Annotated in this window: 14 protein-coding genes; 10 read left to right on the top strand and 4 right to left on the bottom strand. The window is 37.4% G+C overall.

The features are described from left to right. Window positions 1-102 precede the first annotated feature (102 nt). Window positions 103-1,494 carry an amino acid permease gene (locus tag IV36_RS06045; protein ID WP_056991307.1) on the top strand — a complete coding sequence of 464 codons (1,392 nt, stop codon included), beginning with the start codon at window positions 103-105 and terminating at the stop codon, window positions 1,492-1,494. 175 nt (window positions 1,495-1,669) lie between these two features. On the opposite strand, the gene IV36_RS06040 is transcribed toward IV36_RS06045, so the two are convergent. Beyond that, window positions 1,670-2,407 (bottom strand): MurR/RpiR family transcriptional regulator, encoded by a 738-nt coding sequence (locus IV36_RS06040; RefSeq protein WP_082623723.1) that lies wholly within the window; start codon window positions 2,405-2,407, stop codon window positions 1,670-1,672. Between the two features lie 518 nt (window positions 2,408-2,925). On the opposite strand from IV36_RS06040, the gene celB reads away from it, so the two are divergent. From celB to IV36_RS05995, 9 genes are all read left to right on the top strand, one after another. Then, a complete protein-coding gene (celB, locus tag IV36_RS06035) occupies window positions 2,926-4,272 on the top strand; it encodes a PTS cellobiose transporter subunit IIC (RefSeq protein WP_056991306.1) in 1,347 nt (448 codons plus the stop codon). A 233-nt stretch (window positions 4,273-4,505) separates the two neighbouring features. Next, window positions 4,506-5,954, top strand: a complete 1,449-nt coding sequence (locus IV36_RS06030) for a 6-phospho-beta-glucosidase (protein WP_056991305.1) — start codon at window positions 4,506-4,508, stop codon at window positions 5,952-5,954. Between the two features lie 16 nt (window positions 5,955-5,970). Further along, the gene (locus tag IV36_RS06025; RefSeq protein ID WP_003689229.1) at window positions 5,971-6,291 is read left to right on the top strand and encodes a PTS lactose/cellobiose transporter subunit IIA; all 321 of its coding nucleotides are present in this window, start codon (window positions 5,971-5,973) and stop codon (window positions 6,289-6,291) included. 60 nt (window positions 6,292-6,351) lie between these two features. Next, a complete protein-coding gene (locus tag IV36_RS06020; protein ID WP_056991303.1) occupies window positions 6,352-6,819 on the top strand; it encodes a GNAT family N-acetyltransferase in 468 nt (155 codons plus the stop codon). 96 nt (window positions 6,820-6,915) lie between these two features. Next, entirely contained in the window at window positions 6,916-7,803 is an 888-nt protein-coding gene (locus IV36_RS06015) for an ABC transporter ATP-binding protein (RefSeq protein WP_056991301.1), read from the top strand. A gap of 2 nt (window positions 7,804-7,805) precedes the next feature. Then, complete coding sequence (locus IV36_RS06010) at window positions 7,806-8,570, top strand: ABC transporter permease (RefSeq protein WP_056991299.1); 765 nt, start codon at window positions 7,806-7,808, stop codon at window positions 8,568-8,570. Between the two features lie 49 nt (window positions 8,571-8,619). Beyond that, window positions 8,620-9,672 (top strand): sensor histidine kinase, encoded by a 1,053-nt coding sequence (locus tag IV36_RS06005; RefSeq protein WP_056991297.1) that lies wholly within the window; start codon window positions 8,620-8,622, stop codon window positions 9,670-9,672. Next, complete coding sequence (locus IV36_RS06000) at window positions 9,665-10,270, top strand: response regulator transcription factor (RefSeq protein ID WP_056991324.1); 606 nt, start codon at window positions 9,665-9,667, stop codon at window positions 10,268-10,270. The genes IV36_RS06005 and IV36_RS06000 overlap by 8 nt, the downstream gene beginning before the upstream one ends. Window positions 10,271-10,353: 83 nt before the next feature. Then, window positions 10,354-10,839: a glutathione peroxidase gene (locus tag IV36_RS05995; RefSeq protein WP_056991295.1), complete on the top strand. Its 486-nt coding sequence runs from the start codon at window positions 10,354-10,356 to the stop codon at window positions 10,837-10,839. 118 nt (window positions 10,840-10,957) lie between these two features. On the opposite strand, the gene IV36_RS05990 is transcribed toward IV36_RS05995, so the two are convergent. The 3 genes from IV36_RS05990 to IV36_RS05980 are packed head-to-tail and all read right to left on the bottom strand — an operon-like array spanning window position 10,958 to window position 13,780. Further along, entirely contained in the window at window positions 10,958-12,187 is a 1,230-nt protein-coding gene (locus IV36_RS05990) for an NRAMP family divalent metal transporter (RefSeq protein ID WP_056991294.1), read from the bottom strand. 30 nt (window positions 12,188-12,217) lie between these two features. After that, entirely contained in the window at window positions 12,218-12,967 is a 750-nt protein-coding gene (locus IV36_RS05985) for a LamB/YcsF family protein (protein ID WP_056991293.1), read from the bottom strand. A 12-nt stretch (window positions 12,968-12,979) separates the two neighbouring features. Next, window positions 12,980-13,780, bottom strand: a complete 801-nt coding sequence (locus tag IV36_RS05980) for a putative hydro-lyase (protein WP_056991291.1) — start codon at window positions 13,778-13,780, stop codon at window positions 12,980-12,982. Window positions 13,781-13,795: the final 15 nt, after the last annotated feature.

Raw genomic sequence — 13,795 nt, 5'->3', positions numbered from 1 at the left:
ACGAAGATGAAACTAAGAAATTACTAGTTTATTTTTCGTTTTACAGTGTGCAATGCTGTGACATCACAATCATTTTGTCACAGTTTTTTTGGAGGGAAAATAATGAAACAAGAATCAAATGATGCGCCTGATTTAAAGCGTTCCATGACCGCTGGACAAATGGAAATGATTTCACTTGGAGGGGCTATTGGGGTCGGTTTGTTCATGGGTGCAACTTCAACTATTAAATGGACGGGACCGTCGGTTTTGCTGGCATACATGTTTGTTGGCCTGATTCTATACATAGTAATGCGCGCCTTGGGTGAAATGATTTACATTAATCCAGGTACTGGTTCTTTCGCAGACTATGCAACGGAATATGTACATCCACTAGCTGGTTATCTTGCTAAATGGGCGAATGTCTTTGAATACATAGTTGTCGGAATGTCAGAGGTTGTTGCTGCTACCGAATATTTGAAGTATTGGTGGCCAAATATTAATCCATTTTTCTCTGGAATTATTATTATCGCATTTTTGCTATTAGCTAATCTTGCTAGTGCTAAAGCGTATGGTTCATTAGAATTTTGGTTTGCAATGATTAAGGTGATTACAATTATTATGATGATCATCTTAGGATTCATGGTAATCTTTTTTGGCTTTGGTAATAATGGTCACCCTATCGGTCTCAGCAATTTGTGGAGTCATGGAGGTTTCTTTACCGGTGGTTTTACAGGTTTCTTCTTCTCAATGTCAATTATCGTTGGTTCTTACCAAGGAATTGAATTGTTGGGTATCTCGGCCGGGGAAGTTGCTAATCCGCAAAAAGCGATTGTTAAGTCAGTCAAGTCTGTCCTATTTAGAATCTTAATTTTTTACGTTGGTGCAATTTTTGTGATTGTGACAATCTATCCATGGAACCAGTTAAGTTCAGTTGGTTCGCCATTTGTTTCGACATTTGCTAAAGTAGGTATTACGGCTGCGGCTTCAATTATCAACTTTGTGGTTTTGACCGCGGCTTTGTCGGGTGCAAATTCGGGAATTTATTCTTCAAGTAGAATGCTTTTTAAATTAGCACATGAGGGGGATGCACCCAAAATATTTGGTCGTTTGTCTAAGAGAATCGTGCCAAATATTGCCATTCTTGGGATTTCCAGCGGAATCTTAATTGGATTTGTTATTGATATTATTGCAAGCGCATATAGTAAGTCAACATCCGATATGTTTGTGATTGTCTTTAGTTCATCGGTTCTTCCTGGCATGATACCATGGTTTGTAATTTTGTTGGCAGAACTTCGCTTTCGCAAGAATAACCCACAGCTGATGGCAGAACATCCCTTTAAACTACCGCTATACCCGTTTTCAAATTATTTTGCACTCATAATGCTTGTTGTGATTGTCTTCTTCATGTTTATTAATCTAGATACACGTGTTTCAGTGATTGTTGGGGCAGCAGTCTTGATTTTCGCAACAACCGTTTACAGTGTACGGCATAGAAATAGGAGAGAAACAAAGTAGGCTAGTTGAGTGTATTTTTGGAAAAATTATACACTAATAAATTGGGAATAATGTTGGTCAACACTGATGATAGATAGTTTTGGGATTCAGATGAGTATGTTAAAAATAATCTAAAAAGTTCTGGCGGAAATCAGCGAAAACCGATGACTGCCAGAACTTTTTAATTGCACCTTAGTTAATTCTGTTCAATATTTCTTGCAAGTGATTCTAGAATAAAAATTACTGGGATTTGAGTGGTAATATTTAATGTTTCCTTGATGACTTCAGGCTTAACATTGTACGAAAAGTTGATTTCAGAAACCTTAGCTAAGGTAGAGTAATTGTTATTTGTAATGGATATAATGTGAAAATTATCAGCCTTTAAGCTAACAGCTCTGTCAACAATTTCAGGAGTTTCACCGCTAACCGAAAGCATAATAGCAATCTGATTAGTATTGCTATTATGCTTTCCTTGAGGTAAAGGATAAAAAGGATCAACATTATAAATAGAATTGATTCCAAAATTAGAAAATTGCCGAGCACCATATTGAGCAAGGATTCCTGATGTACCAATACCAAAGAACAAGACACTGTCTGCACTGGAAATTAGTTTTTTGAAAGATACTAATTCATGTGAATATTGTTGTAAAAGAGGACGCCTAAAAAAAGTGCTCGCTATATTAATAATTTTAGTATCATAATCAGCCCCTAATTTCTTTGTTTGCAAATTCATCTGTTGCTGTTTCAGATTGTACTTAAATTCATAGAAACTATCATAACCCATCTTTTTAATACATCTAATGATAGAGGCAGAAGAAACGTGAATAACACTGCCCAATTGGCGAATGCTCAGGCTAAGCGCCTCATCGGGATGGGCAATCAAATAATTGTAGATTAAAATTTCTGTTGGGGTAAATCCCTTTAAATCAATCATTTCATAATCCAACCTTTTATTCAAAGTGGGTAACAACTGGATTATACAATAACATTTAAAAAATTACAAAAACAGTAAATGTTTCATTATCTGTATAATGTAACCGTTTTCTTTTATTTGTAGCAAATAGTATTCTTTTTCGGTAAAATGTAGTTGGTAGATGAAATGAGTAAAGGTAGGTGAGATAAAAAGCGTTGTTGTGTATCAAATTATAAATTTAGTTAGGAGGGGTTAAATAAAAAAGTGTTGCTAGGATAATTAATTCCAAGAAGAAATATGGTTAATGATGATGAAAAATGGTAATTAGTGTGATTTATGAGCTTGTTGGCAAATGTAAGTAATTATGGAACAAGAATTCTGGGGACTATTAGTTAAGAAATAGTAATAGTTTTAAAGAGTACGGATTGGCCCTGATAATAATTTCAATTTCTTGATATAACTCCAGAGGTAATTAGTATGTATGTTACAGATTAACTATATTGAAAATAGAAAAATTCGTGAAAAGAGGCGTTGATCTAATGAAAATTTCTGATTCTTTTAAAGAAAGTGTAACGGAGAAGGTTGGTAAATTTGCTGGTTCGCGTTTTGTCCGAGCAATTATGGATGCTGGTTATAGTGTTATTGCATTTTCAATTATTGGTGCTGTATTTTTAATTTTACAAATTTTGCCGCAAGCATTTCAAATACCAGGGTTTGCTGAGTTATATGCTAATACCGTTGGGCATTTTACGAACATTTTCCAAGTTATTTATAATTCAACAATGGGAATTTTAGCTCTTGTTTTTGCAGGAACATTCACTTATAGCTATACCAAAATCTATCAAGAAGAAGAACATCTTAATTTAAATCCACTTAGTAGTTTGTTCATGTTTGTGATGGCGATGTTTATTACTGTCCCACAGTTGGTGTGGAAGAACGGCTCTATTGAATTTGTGCAATCTCTTAGCAAAACAAACATTATTGGTGGAGGATATGCGGTTTCAACTTCTGGTGTTACTAGGATAGCTGCTGTCGGAATTTTCACAGGTTTAGTTGTTGGTTGGCTCACAGTACAGATTTATCGGTTTACTATAAAGCATAACTGGGCTATTAAAATGCCAGCCGCAGTCCCAGCTGGTGTGGCCAATTCATTCAGTTCTTTGATTCCAGGATTCTGTGTTGCAATTGTTGTTTCAGTACTCAATATGTTGCTTATTTTTGTAGGAACAGATATTTTCAAGGTACTCTACATTCCATTCTCATTTGTTAGCAATATCGCAGATACATGGTGGGGATTCTTGGTAATTATTTTCTTAATTCATTTTCTTTGGTGGTTTGGAATCCATGGTGCAACAATCATGAGTTCATTTTATACTCCAATCGTTCTAGCCAATATGGCATCTAATAAGTTGGGGGCCGACCATTTCTTCGCTGGTGATCCAATGAATGCTTTTGTTATTATTGGTGGTTCTGGTGCAACTTTAGGAATGACTATATGGTTGGTTTCTAGAGCTAAATCAGTTCAGTTACGAGAAATTGGGAAGGCAGAAATTGTACCCGCTTTCTTTAATATTAATGAACCGATACTTTTTGGATTACCAATTGTCTATAATGTCCAGCTATTTATTCCGTTCGTTTGTGCACCATTAGTTTCCGGGATAGTTGGGTACTTTGCAGTTACTACGCATTTGGTAGATAAGATTATTGCTCAACAGCCGTGGCCTACACCAATCGGATTGGGTGGATTTATAGCTACGGCAAGTTGGAAAGGTGGAATACTGGCAATCATTTGTGCGGCAGTTGCATTTATCGTGTGGTATCCATTTATCAGGCATTATGATAAGGTCTTGTTAAAACAAGAACAAGAGCAAGCTCAGAAAGAATAATAAGAATTAGTAGATAATTAAAAAAACGAGGTCATGAGTTGCAAAGAAGTCCCTTTTGGTTAATGAGAATTATTATGATGAACCATAATGGGCTCTCCTCGGGGGGCTCATTATTTTTGGGGCTCTAGGGCCTTTTTGAGAATGTTGGTTCAAAATATAAATTATCAATAAATATCAAACGCTTTCACTTGTGTCTGAAGCAAAGAGTGTAATTATTTAAGGAGGAGTACAAATTGGATAATGAAAATGCTTATAAGTTATCAAAAAATTTCTTGTGGGGTGGTGCAGTAGCTGCACACCAATTGGAAGGTGGTTGGCAAGAAGGTGGTAAGGGAATCAGTGTTGCGGATGTAATGACCAATGGCGCTAACGGGGTTGAACGAAAAATCACGGAGGGAGTTGTTACTGGGGAGTATTATCCTAATCATGATGCAATTGATTTTTATCATCGATACAAGGGAGACATTAAACTTTTTGCTGAAATGGGATTCAAGTGTTTTAGGACATCTATTGCTTGGACGAGAATTTTCCCAAATGGTGATGAAAGAGAACCAAACGAGGAAGGATTGAAATTCTACGATGATTTATTTGATGAATGTCTGAAATATGGGATTGAACCTGTGATCACACTTTCACATTTTGAGATGCCATATCATCTTGTAACAGAATATGGCGGATGGCGTAACAGAAAAGTAATTGACTATTTTGTTAACTTTGCAAAGGTTGTTTTCGAACGTTACAAAAACAAAGTTAAATATTGGATGACATTCAATGAAATCAATAATCAGACGGACTATAAGCGTGGTTTTTCAATTTTCACTAACTCGGGGATTGTACCACGAGATGGAGAAAATGTGGAGGAAACGATGTTCCAAGCAGCTCATTATGAAGCAGTTGCAAGTGCTTTGGCAGTCCAGATAGGACATAAAATCAATCCTGATTTTGAGATTGGTGCTATGATTGCGATGATTCCTCTTTATCCTGCGACTTCTGATCCTAAAGACATTCTCAAAGCCCAACGTGCAATGCAGTGGCGCTATTGGTTAGGCGATCTGCAAGTACTTGGGAAGTATCCTGAATGGCTATTAAAATACCAAACAGAACATCACTTGAAAATTGATCGTACTTTAGAAGATCTAGATGTCCTTCAAGCTGGGACAGTTGATTATTTAGGATTTAGTTATTATATGTCATTTACGGTTTCAGCTCATGACGATGCTGATTCGGTCTATAGCTATGATGAAATGGAGGACGTAGTACGAAATGAATATCTTCCAGCATCAGACTGGGGATGGCAGATTGATCCTGAAGGTTTACGTTATGCAATGAATTGGATGAATGATCGTTATCATGTACCTCAATTCATTGTTGAGAATGGTCTAGGCGCAATTGATAAAGTTGAAGCAGATGGATCAATCCATGACCAATACCGAATCGATTATCTGAAGAAACATATTCAGCAGATGAAGCTAGCTGTTGAAAAAGACGGAATTGAATTAATGGGATACACTCCATGGGGATGTATTGATTTGGTTTCAGCTGGAAGTGGTCAGATGGATAAACGATATGGTTTTATCTATGTTGACAAAAATGATAAAGCTGAAGGAACGTTGGAAAGGAGTCGAAAAGATTCATTTTATTGGTATAAAACAGTTATTGAATCACAAGGAGTACAACTATAAATCGGAGATGATTTGAATGGATGAAAAGCAACAAGAAACGATCATGGGTTTAATCATAAATGGCGGGAATGCTAAAGGGGCAGCATTTGAAGCGATTAGGGCTGCTAAAGAAGGTGACTTTGAGACAGCAGATAAGAAGTTAAAAACCGCAGATGAGTTTATGGCACAGGCTCATAATGCACAAACAGGGATGCTGACTGCGGAAGCTAATGGTGAACATGCGGAAGTTAATTTATTAATGGTTCATGCACAAGATCACATTATGAATGCAATTACTTTCCGAGATTTAGCCGGAGAGCTGGTCGATGTGTATCGTAAACTTGCTGAAAATAAATAAAATAAACTTCTTGCTGCTTTTTAAAGTGTAAGATACAATCGTTTTTGAGGTGAATAAGTGATGTTTAAGATTGAAAGATTGACCTCTCCAAATGCATTGTTGATTGCACAATGGCATTATCAAGGTGAGTATGAATTTTATGATATGACGGCTGATCCAGAAGATTATCAAGAGCTACTGAGTGAAGAATCACGTGGTGATAGTTATTATCAAGTTATCCAGGCGGGGAAACTGGTCGGCTTCTTTGCGGTCGAGGATACCAATGACGAAGAGGCCATTGAGATTGGTCTTGGAATGGCTCCAGAGTTGATTGGCAAGGGAAAGGGTTTTGCTTTTGCCACCGCAATATTGAATTATGTAATTCAGTTAAAAAACCCTCAAAAAGTTTTATTTGACGTTGCAGAATTCAACGTTCGTGCACGGAAATTGTATCAAAAGCTTGGTTTCAAAGTTGTGAACCACCACAATCAAGAAACAAATGGTGGCGTGTATCCATTTATCTTGATGGCTAAATTCACCGGAAAATAATATAAAGTTATGACATTTGTCATTCCCAGCCAATTACAATCATGACTGGGAATTTTTATTATCCCGTTCTAAGATAGGATTACATGGGGGTGCATCATGAAACAGATTATAAGTGTTAAAAACTTGAACTTTAGTTACGGTGAAACCGAAATCCTAAAAAAAATTAATTTGACTATAAATAAAGGGGAAATTATTGGACTAATTGGCGAAAATGGTGCGGGTAAGACAACCTTGTTGAATATCTTACTAGGCCTGCTGCCAAGTAAAAATAATGTACAAGTCTTTGGAAATCGGCCAGGTTCACTGGTTGCAAGAAAAAAGATAGGATCAATGCTACAAGGTGATTTAGTACTGTCAAGTGTCAGGGTCGATGAATTCTTAGAAGAAGTTGCGATGCAATACAGCAATTCAATCCCTTTGGAACAAATATTAGAACAGTTGGACTTAAAAAAGCATCGACATAAATTCTTGAAGGAGTTATCAGGAGGACTGATGCGCAGGGTCACATTTGCGCAAGCCGTGTTGAACAATCCTGATTTGATTTTTTTGGATGAACCAACTGTTGGAATGGATGCACAGGCAAGACATATTTTCTGGGAACTGATTGAGAAGCTCAGAGAACAGGGCAAGACGATGATTATTACTAGCCACTATTTGGAAGAAATCCAACAAGTTGCCAGTCGCTTAATTGTTTTGCAAAAGGGAAAGTTTATCTTTCAAGGAACACTGAAGGAATTACAAGACAGGCATAAACAAACAGTAATTACATTCACCAGTGAATACGAAAAATGTGTTTTTGCGGAATTGACTGGCATCATCAATATTGAAAAAAATAGTAGTCAGGTTGTAATTAAGACAGTTGATGGGGACAATACGCTCAAACAGTTATTGTCAAAATATCCAGATGTTTCAAATATAGCAGTTGAACATGAAACATTGGAAAAAATATTCTTGCAGATGACAACAGATAAGGAGCAACAGTAAAGATGATAAAGATTATGAAACAGTTAAAATTTGATGCATTAAGATTGGTAATTCGCAATAAATCTTTTTTGTTTTTTACATTGCTGATGCCTGCTGGATTTTATTTATTGTTTACGAAAGTAATGGTTGTTGGAAGCAATCCAGAAATGCATCAATTTTACATGACCTATATGGGTAGCATGACAATCTACAGTGGAGTAATTGGTGCCATCTTCGGTGTAGCGACAATTCTCAAAAATGATCGTGATAAAGGCCTGATTTTGTTGCTTCAAATGACACCATCTGGGAGTAAGAATTATTACATTTCTATATATACAATCACGATGCTGCTAAATCTTTGTGCTGTGATGGTTTTGGGTGTGCTTGCGAGAATATTTAACAATATTGATCTAAGCTTAAAACAATATTTTATGATTTTGCTGATCGTATTAGTCGGTCAAGTTCCGATGCTGTTATTGGGGACAATGATGTCATATTTTAAGACACAAGAAACTTTGAGTGTTGCCTGCAATTTAGTTGTTTTTCCGCTATCAATAGTTAGCGGATTATGGTGGCCAATCAGTACTATGCCAAGTTGGCTGCAAGGCATTGGCAAGGTCATGCCAACTTATTTTGCAAATAATTTATTGGGAAAAGCGATGCTTCATGATCAATTAGATTTAGAGGGCTTTTATGGTATTATTACGTGGATAGTACTCATGGGGTGTATGACAATATTAGTTATAAAGATACAGCAAAAAAAGGGGCTAAGAAATAGTGAAGCTTAATGGCTTTAGCAAGATTAGAAAAATAGATTGGATTTCATATGTTTAGCTAGTGTATTTACCATATACACTGATCCAGTTTATCCCAGTTAAAAGCATTAAAGATGTATATTGGTTAGCATTATCAGGGCTATTTTTGATACTGTATATCATAGTTAATGAGATAAGAGATTATCGTTATCTTACGATTCCACTTGAATTATTAGTGACAGGAATTTTTGCAGTTTTTAATTTTAATCTATATTTGATTATTTTTCCTGCATGGCAAGTTCCGTGGATACTAATACATTATCAAAGAAAGTACCAAAAATATTTTATGTTGGCCTACTATTTCATAATTGGAGTAGCTTTGGCAAGAATCCAAACAAGGTACCCAGCATTTTGGATGGATAGTGCAGCAATGGGATTGCTTTTTCCATTAGTATCACCAATAATAGCCAACATAATGGCAACTTCATCATTCAAGCAGCATCAGTTAAATCAAACTAATCGCAGGTTGGAGACGATTATTCAGCGCGGTGAACGCGAAAGAATTGCACGTGACCTACATGATACTCTAGGACAGAGTTTCTCAATGATCACGATTAAAACAGAATTAGCAAAAAAACTTTTGTCCAAGGACTCGGAAAGGGTATCTGCAGAGTTAAACGATATCGAACAAACCAGCCGTCAGAACTTACAGTTAGTACGTTCAATTGTTAATAATTTACACCAACAATCCCTAAATGAAGTTTTGTTAGAACAGGGTAAAAATCTTGCGACAGCGAATATTTTGCTGCTTACAAAGGGTGAGACAGAAGCCATCAATTGGCCCACACAAATTCAGGCCAGGTTTGGAATTGCTCTGACTGAGGCAATCAGCAATATTTTACACCATGCCAAAGCGCATCAAGTTCAATTGATTTTCTTTGCTAATGAGGACCTATACAAAGTTGAAGTAATTGACGATGGTGTTGGGAAAAAATTTGTAAGAGAAGGCGGCAATGGGATTAGCGGAATGCGCGAACGAATGCACCAAGCAAATGGAGAATTTGAGATCTATCATGATCATCATGGTACACATGTGATATTGACCCAAAGGAAAGCGAATGAAGACGATGATTAAAATATATTTAGCGGAAGATCAGAGCTTGTTAAATAGTGCGTTAACACAATTATTAGACTTAGAAGATGATTTTCAGGTCGTTGGTAGTGCTGTTGATGGAGCGAAAGCGTGGCAGGATCTGCAAATACTAAAACCAAATATTGCAATTTTAGACATTGAAATGCCTAAAATGACTGGACTGGAAGTTGCTTCAAGAGTAAATAAAAAGAAATTGGATGAAAAGGTTATTATTTTGACTACATTTGCACAAAAGGCATATTTTGAACAAGCAGTTGCAGCAAATGTCGCAGGATACTTGTTGAAGGATAGTCCCAGTGATGAACTTATTACGGCAATTAGAGATGTATTTGAGGGCAAAACTATTTTTGCACCGGAGCTTGTAGTAAACATGATTTCTGTGGAAAATAATCCACTTAGTACAAGAGAAATGGAAGTTCTTGCAGTAGCAGAATCGGGAATTACAACGAAACAAATAGCGAAACAACTTTTCTTGTCAGAAGGAACAGTACGTAATTATCTGTCTGCGATCTTCAGCAAGTTGGGGGTACATAATAGAATTGAGGCAATTAAAATGGCTCAACGTAATAAGTGGTTATGAAAGACAATTGAAGAGCAATCTAATATCTTATCAAAATAAGAATTAAAGCCTATACTTGAGTGTAAGAAGGAGATGACACAGAAATGGCTACAATATATGATTTTGAAGTCTCACGTGAAAACGGAGAAAAGTATCGGCTCTCAAAGTATGAAGGAAAAACAATGCTGGTTGTTAATACGGCTACAAAATGCGGGTTGGCTCCACAATTCGCAGAGTTGGAAGAACTTTATGAAAAGTATAAAGATGCTGGTTTGGTTATTTTAGGTTTCCCATCCAATCAATTTAAGCAGGAACTTGCCAATGGACAGGAAGCTGCACAGGCGTGTCGAGCAACGTATGGAGTGTCATTTCCAATGCATGAACTGACTGTGGTAAACGGAAAGGAAACTGCTCCATTATTCCAATATCTGAAAAAAGAGGCACCTGGCGAGTTAGGAAATTCAATTAAATGGAATTTTACTAAGTTTTTAGTGGATCCTAGTGGTAAAGTCTTACAGCGATTTGCTCCGAAGACAAAACCCAAGACATTTGAAAAAGAAATTCAAGAGGCGTTACCACATACAGAATAACTTATTAGTAAGATATTTTGATTTGTGGAATATATTCATATGTAATCAAAAAGGAAGGCTGAATCAAAAGTTAAATTTTGACTCAGTCTTCCTTTTTGTAGAACAATATTAATTTGCCTTAAAATAGTCCGATAACTGTCTTGATACTTGCGAAAGCCATGAAAGCAACGACGAACCAACCGGCAATGATTAACCATTTTGGGTGATTGTAGTCACCAACAATTTTTTTGGAGACACTTGCAATCAAGAGAATCGCTAATGCAATTGGAAGCACAAATCCGTTTGCAGCACCAACAAAGACAAGAACCTTTGCGGGACTACCAACAACATAAAAGATAACAGTTGAGATTACAATAAAACTGATTATTAGTACTTTACGTGATTTTTGTAACCCGTTTTTCGACTTGACTGCAAAATCTAAGAAAGAAGTTGATGTAAATGTCGAGCCAAGGATTGAAGTCATTCCAGCTGCGAAGAGCAATAAGCCAAAGAACTTATATCCAAAGTTACCTGCGGCATACTTAAAGATTGAAGCTGCCGGATTAGTAGGATCAAGCTTGTAACCTGTCACAACAACGGCAAGACCGGCTAAGAAGAGCAGTACACGGATAACAGAGGCAATCCCAATTCCTGTCAAGGCACCTTCATTAACGTACTTAATGTTTTGTTTGCCTTTCATGCCGCCTTCAATTAAGCGATGGCCACCGGAAAATGAAATATAACCACCAACAGTTCCACCAACGATTGTGACAATAGAATAAAAATCAACTTTTGTAGGCATAAAAGTATGTTGAACTGCTGACTGATAAGGTACAGCCATGATGAATATAATGTAAAGTAGGATTGCAACTTTAACAACAGCGAGGACTTGAACGGTACGATCCATAACAGTCAAAGCATTTTTGACAACAAAGATAATAATTGCAAGGGCGCCGGCAATTACGGCACCATTTTCGGGTGAAATACCGAAAAGTACGTTGAGGCCAAGTCCCGCTCCACCAACATTCCCAATATTGAAGAAGAGGCCACCAACCGCAACAAGAAATGAAAGTACATATCCAAGGCCAGGGAAGATTTCATTTGCAATTACTTGTGCTTTTTTACCACTGACGACAATGATACGCCAAACATTCATTTGAACGATAATATCAAAAATAATACAAATCAGGATTGCAAAACCAAAATCGGCTCCCATTTGACCAGTAAATGTAGCAGTTTGTGTTAAGAACCCTGGCCCTACGGCAGCCATGGCCATTAAGAATGCAGCACCCATAGCAATACTGCGTGGTGAAGCTTTAGGCCCATTTAAATCAGGCATGTTGTTAGAATCTTTTGATTTATTCATCATATTACAATTCCTTCTCTCTGTATGTTTTCTTTAAAAAGCCTGAAGCGCAATGTTATTATTCTGCAGTGTTTCACGGAGGCTGGCAACAATTGTCAATGCTGCTGCATTATCACCGTGGACACAGATAGAATCAGCCTGTAATGGAACCGTTGAACCATCGATAGCAGTTACTGACTTATTCTTTATCATTTCAATTACATGATCAGCAACTTTTGCTGGATCAGTAATTACGGCATTCGCTTCACTCCTTGGTACCAGGTTGCCATCGGGCAGATAGTTTCTATCTCCGAACACTTCCTGTGCACAACGTATGCCAATTGTTTCCGCAGCTTGAACTGTTTTGCTGCCTGCAAGGGCATAGATTGGGAGATCAGGGTCAACCGACTTAATAGCTCGGCAGATTGCCAATGAGAGCTCATAGTCCTTAGCTGCCATATTATAGAGTGCACCATGGGGTTTAACATGGTGGAGCTTTTTGGAAGATGTAAAAGCTTGAAGTGCGCCAATCTGATAGGTTACTAAGTGTTCAACCTCTGAGGGCTGTAGCTGCATTTTTCGTCTGCCAAAGCCTTGCAGATCTGGATAACCCGGATGGGCACCGACACCGACACCGGCTGCTTCGGCCAGAGCAACTGTCTTAGCCATCACATCAGGATCACTAGCATGGAATCCACAAGCAATATTGACAGAAGTCACAAGTTGAATGATTTCTTTGTCTTTGCCTAGACTGTAACGACCAAAGCTTTCACCTAAATCACTGTTTAAATCAATTTTTGTCACTAAGATCAACTCCTATTCATATTTTAGTACTGTATTTTTGATATCTGTTACCAGCATATGACCAGGTGCATGGGTAATTACGAATTCTGGTTTTACCTGCATAATTGCATTCTGTGGAGTAACACCACACGGCCAAAAGACAGGAATCTCTCCAGGCTTTATTGTGACAGGATCGCCATAATCCGGTTTCGAAATATCTGTAATACCTATCGATTCAGGATCACCAATTTGAATTGGTGCACCATGAACCTTTGGCATGGCAGCAGTTACGTTGACGGCTGTCACTACCTGGTTTTCAGGGATTGGACGCATACTGACAACCATGTTGCCATGAAATTCACCTGCAGATTCAAGCGGAATGGAGGTATTGTACATTGGAACATTTACGCCTTCAGTTATATGACGAATTTCGATTCCAGCGGCGATTAGCTCTGATTCAAAGGAAAAACTGCAACCAATTAAGAAACTTACTAGATCATCTTGCCAATAATCTGCAACACTGGTGACTTCATCGGTAAAGATACCGTTTCGGTAGATACGGTAACGAGGAAAGTCGTTTGCTAGATCAATATCTTGGGCGAATTTATGTAACTCGCGGCTTCCTACATCACTAACTTCCAAGATAGGACAAGGACGAGGATTCCTTTGAGCAAACAATAGAAAGTCATATGCCAAGACCTTTGGTAAGATTACTAAATTTGCTTGGGTATATCCTGAAGCTAATCCACTAGTGGGTTTAGTAAATTTTCCAGCGCGAATCAGATGACGGACTTCAACTGGTGATAATGATGCTATATCTTTTAGTATATCCATGAGAACACCTCCAAA

Origin of the sequence: Liquorilactobacillus mali, assembly GCF_001437155.1 — a bacterium.
GTDB classification, from domain to species: domain Bacteria; phylum Bacillota; class Bacilli; order Lactobacillales; family Lactobacillaceae; genus Liquorilactobacillus; species Liquorilactobacillus mali_A.
Note: the sequence above shows the minus strand (reverse complement) of the source record. Positions and strands in the feature narration are given on the sequence as shown.

Bases quoted from the DNA above. Each gene is read 5' to 3' on its own strand.
- IV36_RS06040 (WP_082623723.1), bottom strand. From the start codon at position 2,407: ATGATTGATTTAAAGGGATTTACCCCAACAGAAATTTTAATCTACAAT.
- IV36_RS06010 (WP_056991299.1), top strand. From the start codon at position 7,806: ATGATAAAGATTATGAAACAGTTAAAATTTGATGCATTAAGATTGGTA.
- IV36_RS06015 (WP_056991301.1), top strand. From the start codon at position 6,916: ATGAAACAGATTATAAGTGTTAAAAACTTGAACTTTAGTTACGGTGAA.
- IV36_RS05990 (WP_056991294.1), bottom strand. From the start codon at position 12,187: ATGATGAATAAATCAAAAGATTCTAACAACATGCCTGATTTAAATGGG.
- IV36_RS06045 (WP_056991307.1), top strand. From the start codon at position 103: ATGAAACAAGAATCAAATGATGCGCCTGATTTAAAGCGTTCCATGACC.
- IV36_RS06025 (WP_003689229.1), top strand. From the start codon at position 5,971: ATGGATGAAAAGCAACAAGAAACGATCATGGGTTTAATCATAAATGGC.
- IV36_RS06000 (WP_056991324.1), top strand. From the start codon at position 9,665: ATGATTAAAATATATTTAGCGGAAGATCAGAGCTTGTTAAATAGTGCG.
- celB (WP_056991306.1), top strand. From the start codon at position 2,926: ATGAAAATTTCTGATTCTTTTAAAGAAAGTGTAACGGAGAAGGTTGGT.
- IV36_RS05995 (WP_056991295.1), top strand. From the start codon at position 10,354: ATGGCTACAATATATGATTTTGAAGTCTCACGTGAAAACGGAGAAAAG.
- IV36_RS05980 (WP_056991291.1), bottom strand. From the start codon at position 13,780: ATGGATATACTAAAAGATATAGCATCATTATCACCAGTTGAAGTCCGT.
- IV36_RS06020 (WP_056991303.1), top strand. From the start codon at position 6,352: ATGTTTAAGATTGAAAGATTGACCTCTCCAAATGCATTGTTGATTGCA.